Below are 22,448 nucleotides of genomic sequence, written 5' to 3' on the forward strand. Positions count from 1 at the left end.
ATGATCTCACAACTGTTTATCCGCCGCCCCCGGTTTGCAATCGTCATTTCGGTCGTGATCACGCTGGCTGGTCTGATTTCAATTACGCAGCTGCCGGTGGAACAACTTCCCGACATTGTTCCGCCTCAGGTTCAGGTAACAACCAGTTACCCCGGAGCCGGAGCCGAAGTTGTCGAGTCGACGGTTGCCCAGATCATCGAAGAACAGGTGATCGGCGTCAGCGACATGCTCTATATGAAATCCACAAGCGGTGCGGATGGCAGCTATAACCTGCAGGTCACATTCGAGCCTGGGACCGATCCCGATATCAACGCGGTCAACGTGCAAAACCGTGTCAGTTTGGCGATGTCCGCATTGCCCGAAGAAGTAACGCGCGCAGGTGTAAACACCAAAAAGAAATCGTCGGCGTTGCTGCAGGTCGTCGCCATAACGTCGGACGATCCGAAGAATGACGATCTTTTCCTGTCGAATTTCGCGACAATCAACGTGCTCGACAGCATCAAAAGGTCACCCGGCGTGGGGGATGCCACCCTCTTCGGGGCGTTGGATTATTCGATGCGGATCTGGCTCGACATCGACAAAATGACCAGTCTTTCCGTGACGGTTGACGATGTGATCGCGGCGCTTGATGCTCAGAATGTTCAGGCCGCGGTGGGACGTGTCGGCGCGCAGCCTATGGCAAATGATCCGACCTTTCAGCTGAATATCCAGACTCAGGGTCGATTGAGCAGCATTGATGAATTCGAGAATGTTGTCGTGCGTGCCCTTCCAGACGGTTCCTTCGTTCTTGTCAGCGATATCGCACGGGTCGAGCTTGGCGCAAAAACACGGGATTCCTTTGCCTCCTTTGACAACAAACCAGCAGCGATGATCGGTGTCTACCTTGAGCCGGGGGCAAATGCCTTGGACACTTCAAAGGGCATCAACGATGCGCTGACAGGGCTGCAAAGCGCCTTCCCCGATGGGGTCAAATGGAGCGTTCCCTACAATTCGGTTACCTTTGTCCGGGCGAGTATCGATGAAGTTGTGAAAACACTGATACAGGCGTTTGGCCTGGTCGTTATCGTTGTCTTTTTGTTTTTGGGCAGCCTGAGGATGGCCCTGATCCCGCTTATCGCCGTACCGGTTTCGCTTGTGGGTGCCCTGACATTCATTCTGGCACTTGGGTTCTCGCTCAATACAGTTTCATTGTTGGCGCTGGTGCTTGCGATCGGCATCGTTGTGGACGATGCGATCGTCGTGATCGAAAACGTCGAAAAGGTTATGGGTGAAAACCCCGAGATGTCCGTGGCCGACGCCACTGGCGAAGCCATGAAACAGATTACTGCCCCAATTCTGGCGATAACCTGTGTGCTGCTGTCGGTGTTTGTGCCCGTTGCTTTCATACCCGGCATTACAGGAACGATGTTTCAGCAATTCGCGGTTGCCGTATCATTCTCGATGCTGATTTCTGCACTGAACGCACTGACGCTGAGCCCCGCCTTGTGTGCTGTACTGTTGCGTCCGGAAAGCGGCCCCAAACGTGGCCCGCTCGCCTGGATCTCGCGCCGTATCGACAACGCGCGCGAGGGGTATGCTTATGTGGTCACAATTCTGGCCCGTCGCGCAATTCTGGCTGTGCTGCTGCTTGGCTTTGCCCTTTTCGGCGCAGGCTGGCTGTTCAAAACCGCACCTTCAGGCTTTCTGCCGGTCGAAGACCAAGGGGCTTTTTTTGTTGAGGTGGCGCTACCCGAAGGGTCTTCGATCAACCGTACAACCAAAGTGATGGAAGACGTCGAAACCATCATGAAAGCGGCACCCGGGGTGCAGGATGTCATGACGGTCACGGGCTTCAGCTTTGTCGATGGCCTGAACAAATCGAACAGCGGATTTGGCATTGCAATCATGCAACCGTTCGAAGACCGCACTGATCCTGCCTTGTCCGTCAAAGCCTCGATCAGACATGTTCGGCGCGAATTCGCTGGTTTGGAAGACGCCATCGCCTTTCCGTTCAACCTGCCGCCGATCCTTGGCCTTGGCACGGGTGCCGGGTTTGAATTCGAGCTTCTGGACCTGCATGGTGGCAGTGTTCAGGATCTCAGCGCGGCAGCTAAAGGACTGGTCACAACCGCCAACGCAGATCCCCGACTGGCCGGTGTCTACACGACATTCTCTGCACAATCGCCGAAGCTGAACCTCGACCTCGATCGTAAAAAGCTACAGACACTTGGTGTGGATGTGGATGACCTGTTCCGGGCCTTGCAGGTTACGCTGGGCGGATATCATGTGAACGACATGAACCTCTTTGGCCGGACGTGGCAGGTCAATCTGCAAGCTGATGAGAAATACCGGGCGAATGTCGGGGATATTGCCCGCATTCATGTACGAAACAGCGACGGAGATATGGTACCTGTACGCGCCGTGGCCGATGTAGACCTTGTATTGGGTCCGCAAATGGTGACCCGCTACAACAACTTTCAGGCTGTCACCATCAACGGCGGGCCAGCACCTGGTACGTCAACGGGCGAGGCCATCGCCGCGATGCAGGAAATTGCCGCCAAAACCCTGCCCGAGGGGTATAGCTACGATTGGACAGGCACAGCGCAGCAAGAGATTGAGGCAGCTGGGAAAACACCCATCGTTCTGGGGCTTGCATTGCTGTTTGCCTACCTCTTTCTTGTCGCGCTGTACGAGAGCTGGACGATACCGCTTGCGGTTCTGTTCTCAGTCACCTTTGCAGTCTGCGGTGCATTGGGCGCGCTGTTGTTGCTGGGTCTCCAGAACAACCTTTACGCCCAGATCGGACTGGTTGTTCTGATTGCGCTTGCTGCAAAGAACGCAATTTTGATCGTTGAATTTGCAATGGACCGTTATCGGACTGGTCTGAGCGCAGTGGATGCTGCCATTCAGGGTGCCCGCGCGCGTTTCCGGGCGGTCATGATGACCAGCTTTGCCTTCATCGCGGGGCTATATCCGCTTGTGGTGGCAGATGGAGCCTCAATGCTCGCCCGTCGCGGCGTCGGTACGCCGGTTTTCGGAGGGATGATCACCGCCGCCCTTGTCGGTATATTTGTTATCCCGTCCCTCTACATCATTGCGCAGCGGTTCAGGGAAAAGGTGCACGGCAAAGAGAAAATGGCTGGTGACTCGAGTGCCCTTTAAGCTAAGGGCACTTGCAACTTTAGTGACAGACCGCAGTTATCACAAAAAGCTCGTATGTCTCTCTGCCCACCTGGCAAAAAATCTCCGGCAAGCACATATTAGCCGTTTCTCCCCAGGCTATATCAGCTAGGATTGTTGATACGAACATGCGCATCGCAAATGTAATTCCCAAACCGGTATCGTTTGGCTTGGTCACGCGGCACGAGTGGAACTGATATCTTGGCCAATCGCGGTGCGCTATTTCCGGATTTAGATTTCATAAGAAATGACTGCATTTTTGTGTATGTATCGACAACTTGTCTAAGCTTATGAGGTTAAGCGTTAATACTCACACTCGCAATCTGTGCGGTCAGCATGATGAATAACGACGCCATAATTCCTTAGGCGTTTTCCTTTTCTTGCCAGCCTTAGCTTCATATCGCGGCTAACCTCTCCGTCGGGCTTTAGCGCATTGGCAACGACCAGCGTCATTTACTACGAAACGGTGGTTCACTTGGCACGATGTTTTCATAAACCGACCTTCCAAACCACAAAATCGGAATCGTGCAATAGAAATGTCACTCAATAAAAATTCTTTTGTTTTTGTTTCGTGAACAACATTAACAGAACATGAACAATGTATTCTCTGTGCGTTCAACCAATCTGAGTCATTGTAATCAGGTCAAATCAAACGAAACGCAATTCGTTTGGTGGAAACATGGGGAATAGCATGATCAAGCCTGCCTTTGTGACTGAAGACCGCAGCACAACAGCTGCGATGCGGACCTCCGGTAAATCTGCTGAAGAGCGTCTGCAAACCACGATGAAATCGAGCAATGGTCGCTTCCCTCCTATCGAAAATGCACTGACAGAGATCATAAAAAACAAACGGCTATCCGAGGCGCATAGCAACGTCTGAAGGCAAGTAAGCAGACCCACGAACAATTCTCGATATTTGTCCTAAAATAGGGAATTGTAATCTACATCCCGCCCCGGCTTGGGGCGGGATTACTTTTTGCTCAACACCACGATGTTCAGGAGCCAACGTTGATGGACCAACCAACTTGGGTCAGGCGCTTCGAATTCCCGAAAGCGCCTGACCCGTCTTTCACTGCATCCCACAGTGATCGCGTTCTTGTCGCGCTTTGGACTACAGGTCCAAAAGCGATTTGACTTTCTCTTCAACTGTATCCGTGACGGGCTTGTTCGCCGCAGCTTCCAGGGCTTCTCGTTCAGCCAGGTTTTGCTCTTCGACGCGTTCTGTCAGATCTTCCACGTCTTCGACGGCATCGTTGTAATCGATGGCCGCTTGTTTCTCGTCATTCAGTTCTTCGGCGGCATCAATGGAGCTATCCAGGTCAGCCTTTGCCTCTTCCAGCTCAGCTTCGATGTCCGGGTCCATGCCGCCAGCGTCTTCCAGTGCCTGTTCAAGCTCTTCAACTTTGTCCCGATTGTCCTGAACATCACGCAATGCGCCTTCCAGATCATTCTCGATCTCGGTTAAGGTCCGCTCCGGCGGTTCCAAACCTTCAAGTTCCTCCAACGCTTCTGCCAGGTCCTCACGCAGCGGTTCCCCGGCTAGCACCGTATCCCGATAAGCGGCAATTTTACCAACTCGGGAATTCGGAGAGGCATTGGCCAGCGCAGTTGGACTTGCGTTTGCTGCATTCAGCGCGCCGAGTTCAGATGGATGCGCTTCAAGTTCTTCCGCAATACGATTGCCCCTGGGACGGGTAACTGGACGTATAGACTCTTCGACAGTCTTGGACCGGTGGGCGGTCTTGCTGTTTTGTGTTCGGGTTGTTGTGGTTTTATTCGAAGTGGACGTCGATTTGCGCGCGTTCCCTTTGCCACTGAACAGGCCTTTCAGTGAAAATCCGCCACCTTTTCTTTGACCGGACTGAGCCGACTGAGACTTTGAAGTGCCATGCCCGGATTTCCCGGCCTTTGAACCACTGCGGTTCTTGTCGGCTCCTTTCCCGCGGCTACTGTTTCCGGCCGAGCTGCTATCTCCGCTGTCCCCTTTGGCGCCGTTTCCATTGCCGCCGCCATTGCCGCCACCTTTGCCACCGCCGTTGCCGCCACCTTTACCGCCGCCGTTGCCATTTCCACCACCATTTCCCTTACCTTCCTTGGCATAAGCAAAATCAGGAGTTGCGACAGTGGCAACTATGGCCGTTGATCCCAGCAAAGCAATGGCAATTGTGGAGGCTCTGATTAATCCGCAAGTGGTTGTTTTCATGTCAATCTCCTCAGGCGTTGCGACAGCGGTTCGCTGAAGCTGGCCGTCGCGTTCAATCGGGTCGAAGCGAATTCGAATCGCCGCTCGTTACCAGCATTTGACTTGAGGGGGCTTGAACGCAGCGCTAACTGGTTGTTCATCATCGGTTCACCTCCGGCCATGTAGTCTTGTTGGAAAGAGTGTGAGAGACCTATGCAGGCCAAAGTGTTTTTGTTGGTTGCGGCTTTTTTGACCGCCATGTCCGCAGGACAGGCGGAGGCAGACGCACGCGAACTCAAACAAGCTGAGCTGCGTAAGGCAACGTTATCTGGAAGCGCAATCCGGCTGAAGCGTGTCATAAAAGGCGTGGAAAAAACATTCGGTGGAACCCCGGTCGACGCACGTGCTTTTAAAACGGACGAAATATATTACCGCATTCTGGTCAAAAAGCCGGGCGGGAAGATCGTGAGTGTCATTGTAAACGCGAGGACTGGCACTGTCGTCTCGAACCGCTCAAGCGTGGGGCGCGAGATTTCCAAGGCCGCGCGCTCAAATTCCACCAATACCAATAGCAACACCAGTCAGAACGCCTCTGCCAACCGTGGCAACAGCGGAAACCGTGGCAACGCGGGTGGTAACGGCGGTGGTAATGGTGGCGGCAACGGTGGTGGTAATGGCGGCGGCAACGGCGGTGGTAACGGCGGCGGCAACGGCGGTGGTAACGGTGGCGGCAACAGCGGTGGTAACGGTGGTGGCAACGCCGGTGGTAATGGCGGCGGCAACGGCGGTGGTAATGGCGGCGGCAACAGCGGCGGTAATGGTGGCGGCAACGGCGGTGGTAATGGCGGCGGTAATGGTGGCGGCAAAAAATAGAGTGATGCTGAGCCCGAATTGGCTGTAACCTTCTGATATGCGAATCCTACTTGCTGAAGACGAACCCCAACTATGCGAGCAAGTCAAAAAGCTTTTGGGTGCGGAAGGCCACGTCGTGGACGTGGCCAACAATGGTTCGGATGCCCTGCATTTGGGGGCAACTGAGCCTTACGACATGATCATCCTCGACATCGGCCTGCCTGAGCGTGACGGTATATCGGTATTACGTGAATGGCGCAGTGCTGGCGTCAAAACTCCGGTCTTAATCCTGACAGCCAGAGATGGCTGGAGCGAACGTGTCGACGGCCTGGATGCGGGTGCGGATGATTATATGACCAAGCCGTTTCACATGCCGGAATTGGCGGCACGGGTCCGCGCAATTTTGCGGCGACAAAGCGGCCAGTTGAACCCCGTGATAGAAATGGGGGATGTTTCACTGGATACACGAAACGGTCGGGTCAGTGTAGGAGGCATACCGGTCGATCTGACCGCGCAAGAAATCGCGGTTCTGACCTATCTGGCGCATAACATTGGCCGCATGGTGTCGCGCACAGAATTGTCCGAACACATCTACGAATATGATGGTGACAGGGATTCCAACACCATTGCCGTATTCGTCACGCGCCTTCGAAAGAAACTGGGTTCCGATCTGATCACCACGGTCAGAGGGCGCGGTTACATGATTGATCCTACCTGATGCTATCGCTGCGCCAACGGGCCTTACTCGGAGGTATCGCCTCGGGTGCTTTGTCAGTAGGCGTCGGCACGCTGGTGGTATTTTCCTACATCAATACGCGCGTTCTGGATCAGTTCGACGGAGCGTTGCAGGACCGCCATACCCAGCTTGTCGTTGGTCTCAGCGTCGCGACGGATGACCCAGAAACCTTGCGCGAGTTGATCTTCGACCCGGCCTATAGCACGCCCTACTCGGGACGGTATTGGCAGGTAACGGACAGTAACGGGGCTATCTATACTTCTGCCTCGCTTTTCGATGAAACGATCGCCGAACCACCGCGCGCAAGTGGCGAAACAATAATTTGGAACACCTCGGGTCCAGATGGTGAAGCCCTACGCAGCGCCTATCAAAAGATCACATTCGAAGACGGAACGGAGTGGGGTGTAACTGTCGCCGAAAGCAGAAGCGAGTTGATCAACGAACGCAGCGCCGCACAAAGAAACTTGTTACCGGTCTTCGGTTTGGTGGGTTTGATCGGAGTGGCCAGTTCTCTTTTGTTGATGTCCGCTATTGTCGGTCCCCTCAGAAAATTGCGCGCCGATGTAGCTCATCGTTGGGATCAGGGCGATGATCTGGTTCCTGAAGACTATCCGAGTGAGGTTTCCCCTCTTGTGGAGGATCTCAATCAATTGCTGCATCGAAATCGCGAAATTGTCTCCGGCTCAAGAAAGCAAGCTGCGGATTTGGCGCATGCCCTCAAAACACCGGCAACCATCCTACGAAACGAGCTGTCGGAGTTGTCAGATGCTGGCGTAGAAACAGAGCCTGCGGAAGAAGCCCTTGCCCGAATTGACGCGCAACTTGGCCGTTCACTCGCGCGTATGCGCGCAACAAACACCGGAGAGCTAACGCATTCGAGGACAGACTTGTCGAATTCGGTCGAACGACTGTCCCGACTGTTCTCGGTCATGGCAGAGCGCGACGGGAAGACGCTTGTTTCGGATTGCGAGGCTGGTCTTCACGTCCGCATGGACCCTCAGGATATTGAGGAAGTGATCGGAAACCTCCTCGACAATGCCCTTAAGTGGAGCCGTACGACTTTCCAAATTACTGCAAGGCGTACAGACAACGGTATCGAACTTTGCGTTGAAGATGACGGGCCCGGTATTCCGGAGAGCGCCCGAGATGAAGCCATTCGTTCTGGCAGCCGCTTAGACACCTCTGTAATGGGAACTGGTTTGGGCCTGTCAATTTCTGTTGATTTATTGGCGGCCTATGGTGGGAAGCTGGAACTCGGAACTTCCAGAAGATTAGGTGGTTTGGCTTGCGAGGTGAATATTACCGCCTGAGAATAGCGCACTGTCTATTCCACTGGCATCACGGCGCAGTGCGGTTGCCGCTGAGCCGAGCCTCGCAAGGCAGGTTTCGCAGCCGCGGGATGATTGACGGTGTTGCAACAAGCCGCGAACATCTCTGAACCGATGTTATGTGGCGTGATCTCTGGGTGAGTGGTCAGCTCCTCTGCGAAGCTCACGCACCATCACTTACATCTTTCCGGCCGCGAACATTGATCCTGCGCGCGTAGAACGTCTGTTTCGGACCCAAAGCAAAAGCCTTGGACTTTTGCTCTGTGCACAAGCGGCACAAATCTTTCTGCGACCGCATGAAAACTCGCGCCGCGCCGCAATGTGAAAAGGCACCGTTCGTGCAGGGCGCCGCAAGCCGAGGGGGGCAATTCACGGACCGAGACTGCGTGCTGGGGGCCAAATTGCGTCCGGACTTCGGCAAACCTTCAATACAGCTCTTGAAACAGATCATAATTGCCATCTGGTCAAACAAATTCACTTAGCAATGTCAGGCGTCGGAATTCTGTCATCTTCCGCCTGACTCCTCTTGTAGCCTGCGCCTCCAATGTCAGCGCGACGCAACCATGCTCCCTATCGCCGACAATCCCGTTTCGACCTCGTCTACAACAACGTTTTCCATCGCAGGATCATCGGAGGAGAAATTCGCAATCCACTCAATGAGCAGCTTTTCCCCGGGCTGAATCGACAACGTTGCCGTATATCTCTCGATCGGCAAAGAGGCATTGACCGTCGCGTAAGTATAAGAAAGGCCTTCCTCTTGTGCGATGCGTTTTTGGGTCACCTGGTCGCCGGTATCCATCTTCAAGACACGAACCAGCGACCCATCCATGACCTTCAGGGAACATGCTGATACATTGGGGTGCCAATCATCAATATCGCAGAAGTCGCCGATCATATGCCAAACCCCTGGTGTTGAGGACGGGAGTTCAAGGGAGCGTTTGACCTGAAAATCCGCCGACCAGGCTGTCGTCGCGCAAAGCAAGGCAGCGGCGGTGACTGAGAATCTGGCAATCGATGTCATGGTGTTTCCTTTCCAAAAATTGAGAAGCATGAGAAATTTCTTGCCTCAGGGTGAGAGTCTTCGCAGGCTGATGGAGCCATGGAGGCGGCTGAAATGTCTGGAGAAAGACCTGAAAAAGATCTGAAATCATCAGGAAAGGTACAGTTGGGAGCCTTTGTGTTTTCCGTCGAGGCTGGGGAGTTGCTAGATGGACGCGGGAATCCGGTTCACCTGCGTCGTCAAAGTTCCGAAGTTCTGGCCTACCTCATTGATCGAATGAGCGAGACGGTTTCAAAGGACGATTTGATTGAGAACATCTGGGCCAAGACCGCGGTTACGGACGACAGCCTTTCGCAGTGTATCGCTGACATCCGCAGGACCCTGAACGATGCCGATCACAGGATCGTCCGGACCATTCCCAAGAAAGGCTACAGATTGGTTCCGACCTCCATTTCTTCTGATGAGCTTCAGCCGGAAACCGCGAGCCGAACGGCCACGCGCATCGATCGGCCTAGGCTTGCTGTCTTCAGCCTCATTGGCGTCATGGTTCTGGCCCTTGGTGCAGTCTGGGGTCTGGGGTGGGGGCGGAACACTGCGTCAGAAGAACTGCCCTTGCCTTCCAAGCCATCCATTGCAGTTCTGGCATTTCAAGACCTTAGCGTCGGCCCAGATGCCAACTACCTCAGCGATGCCATCGCTGAAGGCATTATCGTGGACTTGTCCCGCTATTCCGAACTCTTCGTCATCGCCCGAAACTCGAGCTTCAGCTTTCGCGACAGCACCACTGATGTCAGCCAAATATCCCGTGCGCTTGGCGTTCGTTACTTGCTGGAGGGCAGTCAGCAAAAAAGCGGCGATCAGCTGCGCGTCACCGTTCAGCTGATTGATGCCGTTGAAGGTCGCAGCCTTTGGTCAAATGTCTACAACAGCGACCTTGGCGATGTCTTTGCGATGCAGGACGAGATCGTGCAAAAAACAGTCGCGACCGTTGCACAACGAGTCATCAACTTCGAAGGTCAGAAAGCGATCAAGTCCGACGAAGCGAAGTTGACCGCCTTGCTTTTGAATTGGAAGGCACGTCAACATCTCTTTTCCTTTACCCCTGAGGGCAATGAAAAAGCACGTCTGGCCAATCTGGCTGCGATCGAGGCTGATCCGACGCAGCCCTACGGGTATGTCGGGCTGACGTTTGTTCATATCAACAGATACCGCTGGAGTTGGACGGACGAGGACCCGATTGTTGAGCTGGATGCCGCACGGCGCTACGCGCGCAAAGCCGTTCAGGTCGCGCCGGAGTATTATGACGCGCATACGGCGATGGCCTACATGCATATTCAGGAAGGTGCGCTGGACAAGTCGGTGGCGCGCTTTCGAAAGGCACTGGAACTAAATCCCAACGACACAAGCGCGATGGCAGCACTTGCCGAAGCACTGACCTATGGCGGGCGAGCAGAAGAGGCCGAACAACTAATGCTGCGCGTCGTCCGCCTGGACCCACTCCATGAGGACTGGATCAAATGGAACCTTGCCTGGGTACAATGGCACACACGAAATTGCGACGATGCGCTCGAGACCATGAACGGCATGTCCGAGATACCTCCAATGGCCTATCGTGTGCTGGCAATTATCCAGATGTGCCGGGGCGATCGAGACGAGGCGAGAAAAGCGGTCGGGCAACTCATCAATTTCGATCCTGAATATTCCCTGCGGGACGTTCTTCACAATTATGAAGGAAAATATGTCGTCGCTTCTGATTTGGAACGCGTGCTGAACGACCTGCGTGAAGCTGGGTTGCCAGAGTAAGACGTACTAGAACGGGTTGAATCGCGACCGTGGACGTCTCTCAAAGGAATGTCTACGACAGCAGCGGTGTTCCCTCCTAAAGTTCCTTATTGCTCGTTATAAAGATAGCGATGCGATCTTTGGGCTAATCTCTTGCAGGCAACCTGGTCCGGTTTTGTACACGCAGCGAAGTGCTGGTTTGCCCCGCTTGGTAAGACTTCGCCCAACAGAGTTAAATGTTTACAATTGGTGGCGGCGCATTGCCCAGCCGCTTCTGTTTGTGGGCCAGCGGGATTTCAACAAGCCCAACGCCCCTGTCTGTTAGGGGGAAAGCGCTTTCTGGTCTGCAAATCAGCCCTGATTTTCCAAAACGGGAAATCAGGTTAAACGAAACGCCGCGATGCCTATTTGCTGCTATTTTTCGATGGTCTGACCTGATAGGCAATTGCGAACGCCATGCGCAAACCAATTCAACTCCATAAGTGACGACCATATCAGCAGGATTTACACCATGCGGATGCATTGATTCCTGGGATAAATAACCCGGGCGATCTATCCCATTGCCAAATCGACCCCAATTGCCGCAAAGCGTATGCCTTTTTAGCCATTTGAAAACACTATAAAATAAAACCCATCGAGGTGAAACAAACTGACTCCAATCTGGTTAAAATTCGCGGCACGCAATCAAAAGTTGAAAGAATCAGCATTATTAGCTAAATTAAACAATATTTATTTCTCCGACTTAACGGAGTTGCTGCTGTGAAATTAACTTTGGTAATTGTTGTTTTGCTCGCTTCGCTGTTTGCGGCATCCCCATCTGCGGTGCATTCTCAGGTTGGGTGCGATCCTTCACGCGAATCGTGCCGATAAGATAGCGACGTAACATCATGTCTACGGACGGTATGCACGACATTGTCGCGCTGATTTTTGGCGTCGGCATAATTATCGCGTTTTCCCATGAACGTTTTAACCGGATTTCGTACGAGACCGGCAAGCGCTTAGATCGGCTGGTCTCGTTCCTGACGCCGGATAAACTGCGCGCGCGTCGGCAGGTTACATATGCCTATTTCATCTACACGCTTTCTCTGATCATCCTGTATCTGATCCTGTGTGCCTATGCCGAGGTCCTGTTGCCTCTGATCGGCGGTCAAAGCCTATTGCCCGAGATCGGGGCCAGCACGTTGCCAACCGAAGCGTCCACAAGCACGTCCCCTGCGTCAGATACCCCAGCCGAACTGACGACGGGTTTTGCGCCGATGGGAACTTCAGCCGTCGAATTCTGGATAGAAAGTCTTAAACCCGCTGTGAGCTCCGATCCTGTGGACACTAGTTCAGGCATTAATATCGCACCCGAAGTATCCATGGGGCTGGCCCTGGTCATGGTTGGGCTGGCGCCATCAATTAAGGCGCTGGTTCGCGTGGATGAATGGTTGCGCATGTTTGCGCATCGCGTTGCAGGAATTCCGACTTGGGTCATCGATACCTCGGACGCATTGCGGTCAAACGCCAAGGTTTTGCGGTTTTTCACGGACGGTGAAGAGGACAACTCCAGCGAATATCTGATTTCAGAACCCGAACGCAAAAGGGTTATGGATCTGCACAATAAGGCCAAGCCCTTTCTGGGCAATCTGGATGATTTCATTCTGAATATCGAAGTCATCCTTGTGGCGTCGGCCTGGTTTTTGGATGAAAAGCTGCGGACTACCGGAGCTGGTGACAAAAACCGTTTTGAGGAAATCGAAAATGAACTGCGCCGCCGAAAGAACGAGTTGTTCAGCGCCGCGAACAGCCCCGATATTTCACATGAAGGATGGGATGCCGTGGCCACCGCCGCTGATGAGTTGGCCAGCGATTTCTGCGTGCTGATCGCCCTTTACGACGAACAGGACGTCATTCAACCCTATGATCAGCGCCCTGCCCCGACCGAAAGCCAGCGCCGCGCTCGGGCCAGATTGAGGCAATTCGTAGACGTCCTTTACAAAAACAAGACCGAACCACTGATGCAGCGTCGTGGTAACAATCTGGCGCTGTTCTGGACGCTGACAATTGTGCTGATCTGGACGGTCGCTTGGGCCGCACTGTGGCCGGGACGAGCGGAATTCAACCTGACTTGGGGCTTGCTCAGCAGCGATACCTATTGGAGAATCAGGCTGTATTCGATCAATGCATTCAACACCTACTGCATCGCTACAATCGTTGCGATCACCATTCGCTGGGTCCGCATGACTTCGGTCGCTGAGGACGGCCAGAGAAAGTGGGAAAACATGCGCTATCCCAACCACTGGACGCGATGGCTGCCGCAGGCCTTGAGCCTATTTTTGATTGCTTTCCTGGTTTCTACGGCATTGAACATCGCCGTGCAGATATGGCTCACGGAAACCCGAACCACCGAAGCAGAAGCCTGGCGCATGACATTCGAAGAGTTCATGACCTCGATCCGCTGGCGGTTTGAATACATGGGCCCGATTTCCTTCCGGGCTGCCTGTCTGGCGGTGCTTGTGATCGTGCTTTTGGATGCCAGGCAACGATTGTGGACGGATGCCGGGCGGTACGAGCAGAGACAGCGGAAGGGGCTTCCCTCTAGCGACCAGCTGAAATCGAATGCCAAAACCTGGCGTGAACTGTCGTTTCTGAACAGTCTAGCCTGGGTCGCAATTGGTGTGATCATGATGCTAATCATAACCCCTGTCATGCGCTATCTGTCGTTTCTGGCAGCGTCTCAGGATTATCCGCGACCGTTCGACCACATTGACGCCGGGCTGATGATCTGGGCGACGCTTTATACCGTTGTTCTGGCCGCTTTGGTGATGTTCTGCCTGTCCGAGGTTCTTACCCGTCGTGCATTCTATCGTGCCCCGAAAGAAACCGCAGACGGCATATCTTCTGACGTTGCGAGGGCTGAGAAATGAAAGCCACTGCCCGGATCACCCTGCTGAGCCTGATCTGCTTGCCTGCGCTTGCAGTCGGACAAGATACCCAGCCTGAGACCATTGTAAACGAGGATCGAAGCATCATCATGGGTGCGCGCACCGATGTACCGCCCTTTATCTGGAAAGACAAAAAGAGCCAAAAGTACCGCGGGCTTTTCTGGGACATCTGTGTTGAGGCGCTCGTGCGTTCAGATCGCCCGTTCGACACGGTGCCAATCTCGGCCGGGCAGCGGTCGGACCTTTTGTCCAATGGCAGTTACTGCACAAATGAGAACGAAAATTACGATTCATGCACCGCCGAGATTGGGACAGTGGATCTGTTATGCGATCCGACCACCGTAAACCTGAAACGGATGCAGACTTTCACGGAAATAGATGACGAACAAACAGGAGAAGGCCTGCACCGGTTTGTTTTTTCACCCATCCTTTATCTGGCAAACGGGTCGTATTTTCAGCTGGGGTATCCCAGAAGGGTCTTTCGAGAAAAGCTTGCAAAAGAACTGGAACGTCGATGCGTTCAGTTTCCGGGGTTGGACCCTGTCTTTTGTGACAAGCGTGAAAACCCCACCGGCTTGGAATGGCTGCGCAGACCCGATAAGTCGTTGTTTGGCAGAAAGCCAAGCATAGACTGGAAAACCGCCTGCGATGCTATCCTGAATGCCATGGCAACTGATCTGGAGCTGCCAGACTCTACTGAAGATCAGAAGCGCAAAGTTTGGCCTCCGCAAATCTGGCCGGAGCCGGACCCGGTACAGCCTGAGTTCGAAATTTGGGGATACCTCGACGGGTCGACCATCGGACCGTCAGTTGTCAAGGCCGCCGAATTGGCGCCTTCGTCCATCGGCATTTGCACACAGGCTTTTGAATCCCATACCTCGGCCACCGAGGCGTTCTGCAACGGCAAGATTTACCGTTATTTCGGAGATGTCGATCTGGTTCGAGCGTCGGTCGACGCCTATCGCGCCAACAACTCGGACAATGACTGCCCCGCAGATGAAACGCGATCCTCCCAGGGGACTTACGAACCCTATGCCTTAGTTCTTTCCAACGAAAACAGCGGCTTCCCCGAGGATTTCACGCTGGCGCTATATTCCATGTTCACCGACGGCACGATTGCACAGATGTTCAACGGGCGGTTCGGGGAAAGACGGCAATCTCAATACCTTGAAACATTGTTCAGAATTAACAGCATACCAACCGGCGACGTGAATCCCGAGGAATAGAACGGCAGATTTATCGCTATCTATCAGGCTGTTTTGAATAAAAACCCTGCTGCCTCGTAGGGATAATGAATTTTCCCGGACCGCCAAGGTCCTCGTTCTGCATTCAGATGATCGGAGAAAGAGTTGTGTCTGGTGCTATAGACAAAAAGTTTGTTACAGCGCGCGGTGTCCGCAAGGACTGGGTCGATTTGAGGGATCAACTGTTTGTGCCTGGCCTGTCCATCCTTTTGGACAGTGTGTCACTTGACCACAAACTAACGGATCCCATCCCCGGCACGGATTTGAGGCAGCCGATCTTTGGCGTCCGCAATCAAAAGCACACACAGCGTTGCGTCGGATATTCGCTGGCCGCTCTGATCGACATTCAACGCTGTTTGCAATTGCTGCGCCGCCCTGACGGACAGACCAAGTTGGAGCAGAAAAGGGATACACTTCGTACGGATATCGCCAGCGCGGACATGCTGTACAGGATGGCCTATTTCCATGACCGTTACCCAGACAACAACGAGCAGCAGGAAGTCGCGGGCATACGCTCGCTCCGTTCTGCCATAAAGGGGTTTTACCATCACGGTGCCTGTCTGGACTGGCCCATGGACACTCAAGCCACTGAAGAAAGCAGGTGGCAAAGCACAAGCTATTTCCCGCAAAGCAAAGACAATCAAACCTACTACCCGTCTGTCGCCCAGGCGAAAAAGGCGCGTGAAATCGGGTTAGGAGCCTATTTTCGCCTCGCATCATCGCTCAACCACTATCATTCGGCGCTCAACCAGGCCGAGGCTGTATTGGTCTCGACCCAAATCCATGACGGGTGGCTGAATGTGACAGCAGCCAACGGAGGCATCATCCCTTGGCCCCCCAAAGAAGGCCTGATTGGATATCATGCGGTGGTTCTGACAGGATATGACAGCAACGGGTTTCATGTTTTGAATTCCTGGGGTTCGGACTGGGGCGGGTACCGTGGACAAGCGGGCATCGCACTTTGGTCTTATGCCGATTGGGCAAAAAACATCATTGACGCTTGGGTTCTGCGGCTTGGTGTGCCTGCACCAAAGGCCTTTGACGTCTCTATCGGCGAACAAGGGTTAAACCGGCTGTACCAACCCATTCAATCCGGTTCGACACCCTGCTTCGAACTGGTCGGCCATTTCATGCATCTGGACGATGGTCTGCATGTATCGACAGGATCCTATCCCTCGTTTCCTTCTGGCTGGGCGAAAACCTGCGCCTATCTGAAAGACACGCTGAAATCCAAACGGAAAAAACTTGCGAAGTCGGAACAGCCCTACAAGGGTGTGCTGGTCTGGATACCCGGCAGTCTGGAGGGGATAAAACCCGCCTTTGATGCCGCTGTGTCGCGCAAACGCGCAATCAAGGACCTTGAACTGTATCCTTATTCCGTTTTCTGGTGCAATAGCTTCGCGGAAACCTCGCTAGAGGTTTTTGACGTTCTCTTTGACGATTGCGCGCAGCAGGCCGGGGAGCGCGCCCAGCATCTGGATGCGCTGATCGAAGAGCGCGTGCGCGGCATTGGCCGGGCTTTTTGGCGCGAAATCGAAACCAGCGCAAAGAAAACCCTGCGCGGCCCAACCGAACACCCGACCGAGCCACCGCAAACCGACGATGACTGGCCGGGCTATGTAACCTGCTTTCTGCGCGATCTGATTGCATTGAAGGACCAAACGCAGTGCGAAATTCATTTGGTCTGTGAAGGCGCTGGCGCGTTGGTCGTGCACGAGATGCTATTGTTGATTGCCGAGGACAAGAAAAGACCGGCCAAACGGCAGCTTCTTTCAAACCACGATGCCACGACCCTGTTCGATACGTTGCATCTGGTTCACCCGGTCATCGGCCTTCGGCGCGCCAGCCGGTACCTGACACCTTGCCTTGAGGCGATGAATGGCGAGCAAACCGGGAAGGACCGATCACCCAGCCGGTCGCAAACCCCAATCGTCACACCGCGAGTCGATTTGTCGGACAAGCAACTGTCAGGCATCCGGGGTCGGATTTACGTGCCCGCCCCGAGCCTTGAGAAAACCCTGCACTTTGGCCGTTACAGCAAGCCGCTGCTGCATCTGGTGGCGCACGCCTTCGAAGATCCCAACTACGTCCTGTCGGAAACCGGTACTGTTCAGCGGGGTCAGCATCGCGATTTTCTGGGTGCGGCCGACATTGCGGGCAATCGGGATTTTCCGGCCCAATCGGCAATTTTCCAACTCAACCGCATATCGAAGCAATCGGAATCCGGTGATCCGGTTACGCAATCGGACCTGATGCGGGACCCCACAATTACTGAAAGCATTTTTAAAACCATCCGGGACCGACGCAAGTAACCCGGTGCATCAGCATGGAGGACGCTGAGAATGGCAAAAATATCCGTTGAACAACTTATGGCGAAAATGGCCGACCCGTCGATTGAAGAAAGCGAACTGGCCCAGTATTTCACCGTGGATCAGGATGCCTCGGGCGCTTTTGCGCCGCAGCTCAAGATCAACCCGTCCACCGTTCAGACCCCGCGCGGTGCCGATGCGGACCAACGCACGGCGGCCTTGATGAATTCTGCCAACTGGTTCGCCCGCCTTCGTCGGCAATCCCGGTTCCGCAAGGCGCTGTCAAAGGGGTATGACGGACCGATCATCGTTTCAGAAGGAGATAGCTGGTTTCAGTACCCGCTTTTACTGAAAGATACGATTGATCACCTTATGGACGACTACGCCGTGTTTTCGCTGGGCGCAGCAGGCGACTTGCTCAAGCGAATGGCGGACAAACGTGAATATGTCTCGGCCCTTCGGGCAACAGGGGCGGAAATCCTGCTATTGTCCGGCGGTGGCAACGATCTGGTTGCCGGTGGCGCGCTTGCCTCTCATCTGGAAGAGTTCGATCCAGCACTACAGCCAGAAGACTATCTGCTGCCTTCCTTCCACCGCCTGTTGGACGATGCCCTGCACCATTACGGCCGCATGTTCCGTGAGGTGCAGACCAAATTCCCCCATGTCTCGATACTGTGCCACGGCTACGACTATCCGGTGCCGAACAAGGACCGCTGGCTGGGCAAACCGATGGAAAGCCGGGGCATCCGCAGCAGGTCTTTGCAAAAAGCCATAGCGGCGCGGATGATGGACAATTTCAACCGCCGCCTGCGGCGGCTTGCAAACGCGATGCCGCATGTCACCTATCTGGATTGCAGGGGCGTAGTGGGCGATCACCGCTGGCATGACGGCCTGCATCCGACCGACGAAGGCTATGGCGATGTGGCAAAGAAATTCCGCCGCGAGATCGAGGTTCTTGCCAATTCCCGCAGCGGCCCGTCAATGGTCATCAGCGGCCCGTTTGGCAGGGCGTCGGAACTGTCACGGGCAATGGCCGCTCCGCCGGTCATTGCCGGAGGCCAGCCAAACGGTATGTCGCTGCATGTCGGGCTGAATACGGTCGATCCCGATCACTATGACGGGTGGGACGGCCGATTGACCGCCTGCGAAGCCGATGCGCAAGCGATGGAGACGCTTGCAACCGCCGAAGGCTTTACCCCGACCCGCCTGCTGACCTCGGATGCGACGCGGGAAAACGTGATCGAACAGATCCGCCGCGCGGCGCGTGACCTGAAAGGCGGCGACATGTTCCTGATGACGGTTTCGGGCCACGGCGGCCGCCTGCCCGATTTCAATCAGGACGAAGATCATGATGGCGACATCAAGATGGATGAAACGCTGTGCCTGTACGATTTCCAATTGGCCGATGACGAGCTTTACATGCTGTGGTCGGAATTCCGGGCGGGCGTGCGGGTTCTGATGGTGCCCGACACCTGCCACTCGGGATCGATGGTCAGGTTCGGCCCGGCGGGTCCCTCCATGTTGTTCGGACGTCAGATCAATGCACCGCTTGGGGTGCGCGCGATGCCTCTCAACGTCGAAGACCGGGTCTGGCGCGCGCATGAGGCTGTCTATCGCGAGGCATCGCGATCTTACTCGGCCCTCAAAGAAAGCGTGATGACAAATCCACTGTCGACGCCGGTCAAGGCCTCGGTTCTCAATCTGGGGGCCTGCAAGGATGAGCAGTTTGCAATGGACGGCGCGCAATATGGCGCATTTACCGGTGCCTTGTTAAAAGTCTGGAACAACGGACGATTCCCGGGGGATTACCGTGCATTCCGGGCCGAAATAGACGCCGAAATCGGCAGCCCCAGCCAGACGCCACAACTGTTTGAAAAGCTGGTATCCGACCCAGACTTTACTGGCGACAGACCCTTTACCCTGCGTCCCGGAGGGGCCGCAAGTGCCATACACACCCCGACCGTACCAGCCCCCATGGTCGAGGATGAAACCGAAGGCGACGGTGAAGAAGCGGATCAGATTGATCAGGCACAGGCAGACGCAATCCTGTCCGCCAAACATCGCGGCGCGGGGTTCCGGGATTCGCAAGCGGCGCTGACCTGGGCTGACTATGCCGACTTCGACGCCTTCATACGGTCCCTTGGCCTCAGGCATTTTTCCACTGACGAGTTTCTGATTTTGGGCGGCGCCCACAGCACCCCCGGCGGCAACTGTCAGGGCAAGAACACCTACCCGCCGCGTGCGCTGTGGACCAATATCGCGGAAACGGCCCGAGTGCTGGAACATCTGCGCGAACGTCTGGGCAAACCCATCGTGATAACCAATGCCTATCGGGGACCGGCCTATAACGCGTGCATAGGTGGCGCCAGCGGCAGCCAGCACATGAAGTTCACCGCGCTTGATTTTCAGGTTCGGGGCATGTCGGCCCCGGATGTGGCGCAAGCGCTGCGTGTGTTGCGCGACCGTGAGCATTTGTTCAAAGGCGGGATTGGGCGCTATAACAGCTTTACCCATGTCGACACGCGCGGGACCAATGCCACCTGGCCGCCCGCCTTCCGCAACAGCGCATTGCCCGCCGCAACCTTGATGGCACCCGCAGGGCCGCGGAACCTGACCGAGCGTCTGGCCATGCTGAACAGCCTTGAACTAGCCCCGATGCGTGGAAGACGGTCCAAAACCGCAAGCTCGGCTTTTTCCGATCCGGTTGTCCGGTCCTCTAACGCCTTTGACCCCAGTTCTGAGCTTGCAGAAAAGCAGCAAACCCTTGCGGCCGCTGTCAGCGCGTCCAGCGTCATTTCCTTTGTCGAAAACCTGACGCCGGGCCAGAAAGAGGACGTACTGCTGTCAACGTTGTTTGCGCAGCGTGCTGCGGACAGTCAGTTTGATCCGGTCAATCAGCGCGAGGCGTGGTTTGCCCGGTATATGGAGATACTGAGCCTACTTGGCTGGGTCCGCGAAGAAGCACCCTTTACCACCAGTCAAAAAATGCAGGGGAGTGGCAGCTTTGACAAAGTGATCCTTTCCACTCTAGCCCAGGTCGCAACGGGAAATCAGTTTGAGATTGTCAAAAGTGCGATCGAGGCCCTGCGCGGTTTGTCGAATGATGATGGAAAGATCAAACTGTTCGACCTAGAAACTTCGCAAACGAAGGGTGGCAATTTCCAGATTGGAGCCGCTGAGGCGGCCGGAGATGTGATCAACATTGCGCTTGGGGCCTTCAACTTCACTTACAAGGATCAAAAGCAGAATATTCTCTTTGTTGCCTGGGGTAAAAATGAGCTCGATTACTGGCTGGCCGCACAAAACCTGTCGCTGAGCACAACGATCTACGATGCCGTGCGCGAACTGGTAAAGACCCGGCTTGCAGATACACGTAAATCGCTAATCGCAGATATCCCGTTAAGCTAAGTCTGAGCTTGCACCTAAACTACGATCTTTCTGTGTGGTGATCCCAGACACAATCTCGCCCGGCTTCTTGCCGGGCTCTTTTTTGGGGAAGGACTATCTCTGAAACCTCGAACCAAAAGGCACCCAACACGCGGGACACCAATTCCGCAGGGATCAAGTCGCCGGAAAGGATAGGCCGCAGTTTAATTTTTCCCAGGCGGTTTCATGACCGCCCACATATCTCAACTCGCCAATATGGCCGACTTGTGCGGGATAGAGTCGCTGCGATTGGGTGGGAACCCAGCGGCTACGGCACCCATTCGCCGCGCCGGACCAAGGCGGCGGAGATCGAAATCAAAACCGTAAATCTCAGGGCTGTTCAAATGCCGCTCGGACACACAAGGGTTGACAGCGCCATAAGATATCTTGGTGTCGAACCTGAAGATGCGTTGAACATCGCCGAGCAAATCGACGTTTGAACTATGTTGGCGGGCGGTACTTGCCGTTCGCCAATCCAGATCTGACCCAAGATCGCACCGTAGCAGTGGAGCGGTTCAAGCCCAGCGCGGACACACTCGCCATCTCAGCAAGCCTCATCCGTCTGAGTGCCATCCTTCCTCTCGAAGTAGACTAACGACTTCATCAATCTCAGGATGGCGTCTCGATCTATGTGGAAGCTCTAGGGCCAACACCCGACCTGTTCCGATACTCTCAGATGAAACTTTCTTGAGTTGCCCAGTCTGAAGCGCCTGCTCAACCAGGCAACTGTGCCCCATAAGCACACCCGCGCCGGACTTCGCTTCTTCTACGGCAAGGGCGTATAGCGAATATCGCGGCCCCTTTTGGGGATCACCAACTGAAACACCCGTCGCCTCTGACCACAAAGACCAGTCTTCTTCCCACGTCTGATCGTGCAGCAATTGCACGGCCTCTAGATCGAGAACATCTGCCATTTTCGGTGAACAAACGGGAAGGATTTCGTCTTTCGCCAGCACAATCTGATCCGGTGTTCCAGCCGGGACGGAAAAGAAGACCGACAGATCATATAGTTCTCTCGATAGGCTGGGAGGGCTCTCCAATGCTGTCACCGAAACATTCAGGTCGGGACGCTTCTCACGCAGTTTGCCCAATCGCGATGGTAACCATAGCTGCGCAATTGAGGGCAAAGCGGCAATGTGGATATCAGGGTTGGGGGCCAGGTTTCGGAGACTTTGCGTCGCCGCCGCGAGAAGATCAAAGGCATGTGTGAACTCTGCTGCTAGCTTGCGACCAGAGGAGGACAATGAAACGCCGTGGGCACCTCTTTCAAACAGGGTAGTGCCAGCCCAGACTTCCAAAGCTTTTATATGTTGTGATACCGCGCCGGCCGTAACGCCCAACTCTTCGGCCGCGGAAACGAAGCTTTCCAGCCTCGCCGCAGCCTCGAAGGCACGCAGAGCATTAAGGTGTGGCCCCTTGGGACGACGTGGTGCAACAGCCATAGAACTCAGCCTTAGTTTTTCTACGCCCAGAAATAGCAAAAATGGTTTGCCTTGTCATTCC

General features: G+C 54.7%; 13 protein-coding genes and 1 pseudogene. 11 read left to right on the top strand and 3 right to left on the bottom strand.

Annotated features, from left to right (window positions below):
* Together GS646_RS14120 and GS646_RS14125 are read left to right on the top strand one after the other, a co-directional pair.
* Entirely contained in the window at positions 1–3,141 is a 3,141-nt protein-coding gene (locus GS646_RS14120) for an efflux RND transporter permease subunit (RefSeq protein ID WP_171186506.1), read from the top strand.
* A gap of 709 nt (positions 3,142–3,850) precedes the next feature.
* Positions 3,851–4,039: a hypothetical protein gene (locus tag GS646_RS14125; RefSeq protein WP_171186508.1), complete on the top strand. Its 189-nt coding sequence runs from the start codon at positions 3,851–3,853 to the stop codon at positions 4,037–4,039.
* Positions 4,040–4,270: 231 nt separating this feature from the next.
* On the opposite strand, the gene GS646_RS14130 is transcribed toward GS646_RS14125, so the two are convergent.
* The gene (locus tag GS646_RS14130; RefSeq protein ID WP_171647757.1) at positions 4,271–5,362 is read right to left on the bottom strand and encodes a hypothetical protein; all 1,092 of its coding nucleotides are present in this window, start codon (positions 5,360–5,362) and stop codon (positions 4,271–4,273) included.
* Positions 5,363–5,554: 192 nt separating this feature from the next.
* Here GS646_RS14130 and GS646_RS22840 point away from each other — a divergent pair, with 192 nt between their 5' ends.
* From GS646_RS22840 to GS646_RS14145, 3 genes are read left to right on the top strand one after another with little or no spacing between them, the layout of a single operon-like run.
* Positions 5,555–6,214 carry a PepSY domain-containing protein gene (locus GS646_RS22840; RefSeq protein ID WP_216600450.1) on the top strand — a complete coding sequence of 220 codons (660 nt, stop codon included), beginning with the start codon at positions 5,555–5,557 and terminating at the stop codon, positions 6,212–6,214.
* Positions 6,215–6,251: 37 nt separating this feature from the next.
* Entirely contained in the window at positions 6,252–6,911 is a 660-nt protein-coding gene (locus GS646_RS14140; protein ID WP_171186512.1) for a response regulator transcription factor, read from the top strand.
* Positions 6,911–8,239, top strand: coding sequence for a HAMP domain-containing sensor histidine kinase (locus GS646_RS14145; protein ID WP_171647755.1), 1,329 nt, complete (start codon positions 6,911–6,913; stop codon positions 8,237–8,239). Before GS646_RS14140 ends, GS646_RS14145 begins: the two co-directional genes overlap by 1 nt.
* A gap of 565 nt (positions 8,240–8,804) precedes the next feature.
* Here the strand turns inward: GS646_RS14145 and GS646_RS14150 are convergent.
* Positions 8,805–9,278: an SRPBCC family protein gene (locus GS646_RS14150; protein WP_171186516.1), complete on the bottom strand. Its 474-nt coding sequence runs from the start codon at positions 9,276–9,278 to the stop codon at positions 8,805–8,807.
* 93 nt (positions 9,279–9,371) lie between these two features.
* On the opposite strand from GS646_RS14150, the gene GS646_RS14155 reads away from it, so the two are divergent.
* The 6 genes and pseudogenes from GS646_RS14155 to GS646_RS22925 form a co-directional block, all read left to right on the top strand.
* The gene (locus GS646_RS14155) at positions 9,372–11,060 is read left to right on the top strand and encodes a winged helix-turn-helix domain-containing tetratricopeptide repeat protein (protein WP_171186518.1); all 1,689 of its coding nucleotides are present in this window, start codon (positions 9,372–9,374) and stop codon (positions 11,058–11,060) included.
* Between the two features lie 866 nt (positions 11,061–11,926).
* The gene (locus GS646_RS14160) at positions 11,927–13,948 is read left to right on the top strand and encodes a hypothetical protein (protein WP_171186520.1); all 2,022 of its coding nucleotides are present in this window, start codon (positions 11,927–11,929) and stop codon (positions 13,946–13,948) included.
* Complete coding sequence (locus GS646_RS14165; RefSeq protein ID WP_171186522.1) at positions 13,945–15,192, top strand: hypothetical protein; 1,248 nt, start codon at positions 13,945–13,947, stop codon at positions 15,190–15,192. Before GS646_RS14160 ends, GS646_RS14165 begins: the two co-directional genes overlap by 4 nt.
* Positions 15,193–15,317: 125 nt before the next feature.
* A complete protein-coding gene (locus GS646_RS14170) occupies positions 15,318–17,522 on the top strand; it encodes a C1 family peptidase (protein WP_171647753.1) in 2,205 nt (734 codons plus the stop codon).
* Positions 17,523–17,552: 30 nt separating this feature from the next.
* The gene (locus tag GS646_RS14175) at positions 17,553–20,927 is read left to right on the top strand and encodes a D-Ala-D-Ala carboxypeptidase family metallohydrolase (RefSeq protein ID WP_171647751.1); all 3,375 of its coding nucleotides are present in this window, start codon (positions 17,553–17,555) and stop codon (positions 20,925–20,927) included.
* 125 nt (positions 20,928–21,052) lie between these two features.
* A pseudogene (locus GS646_RS22925) lies at positions 21,053–21,385 on the top strand (integrase); the annotation flags it as partial.
* A 114-nt stretch (positions 21,386–21,499) separates the two neighbouring features.
* Here the strand turns inward: GS646_RS22925 and GS646_RS14180 are convergent.
* Positions 21,500–22,387, bottom strand: coding sequence for a LysR family transcriptional regulator (locus tag GS646_RS14180; RefSeq protein WP_171186527.1), 888 nt, complete (start codon positions 22,385–22,387; stop codon positions 21,500–21,502).
* Positions 22,388–22,448 lie beyond the last annotated feature (61 nt).

Origin of the sequence: Ruegeria sp. HKCCD4315 (assembly GCF_013112245.1) — a bacterium.
Lineage (GTDB): Bacteria > Pseudomonadota > Alphaproteobacteria > Rhodobacterales > Rhodobacteraceae > Ruegeria.